This is a genomic window from Polaromonas sp. P1_G2 (genome assembly GCF_056405515.1).
The window spans coordinates 1-452 of record NZ_JBFUBY010001140.1 but is presented as its reverse complement, the minus strand read 5'-3'; the positions used below and the strand labels follow the sequence as shown (position 1 = coordinate 452).

The window sequence follows — 452 nt, the reverse complement described above, 5'->3', positions numbered from 1 at the left end:
GAGGAGGTCCCATCGATCCGCTGGCTGGCGGTGATCTTTGGCTTCATCGGCGTCATGGTCGCCGTCGATCCGATCAGCCACGGCTTCACGCTTTCGCTGCCGGTCGGCATGGCTTTGTTCGCCGCGGTTCTTTGGGCCTGCGCCAGCGTGCTGTTGCGCAAGACGGCGATGCACGAAAAGACCATGGTGCAGATGATGATATCGAGCGGCTTCTTCGTCATCATGACCGGCGTCGCCTCGCTGTTCTTCTGGGTGCACATCTCGTTCAAGGAACTGTTGCTCATGTCCTCCACCGGCCTGTTTGCCGGGCTGGGCCAGTTCGCCATGTTCGAAGGCATGCGCCGTGCACCGGTCTCGATCCTCGCGCCGTTCGAATATACGTCACTGGTCTGGGCCTTCATCCTCGGCTTCGTCATCTGGGGTGATGTGCCGGCGCACAATGTCTTCTACGG

1 protein-coding gene is annotated in these 452 nt (G+C 60.6%); it reads left to right on the top strand.

Annotation, left to right across the window (positions count from 1 at the left end):
• Nucleotides 1-54 precede the first annotated feature (54 nt).
• Nucleotides 55-452 (top strand): EamA family transporter (locus tag AC1D0P_RS29450; protein WP_477679968.1); only part of this gene is annotated, 398 nt, incomplete at its 3' end.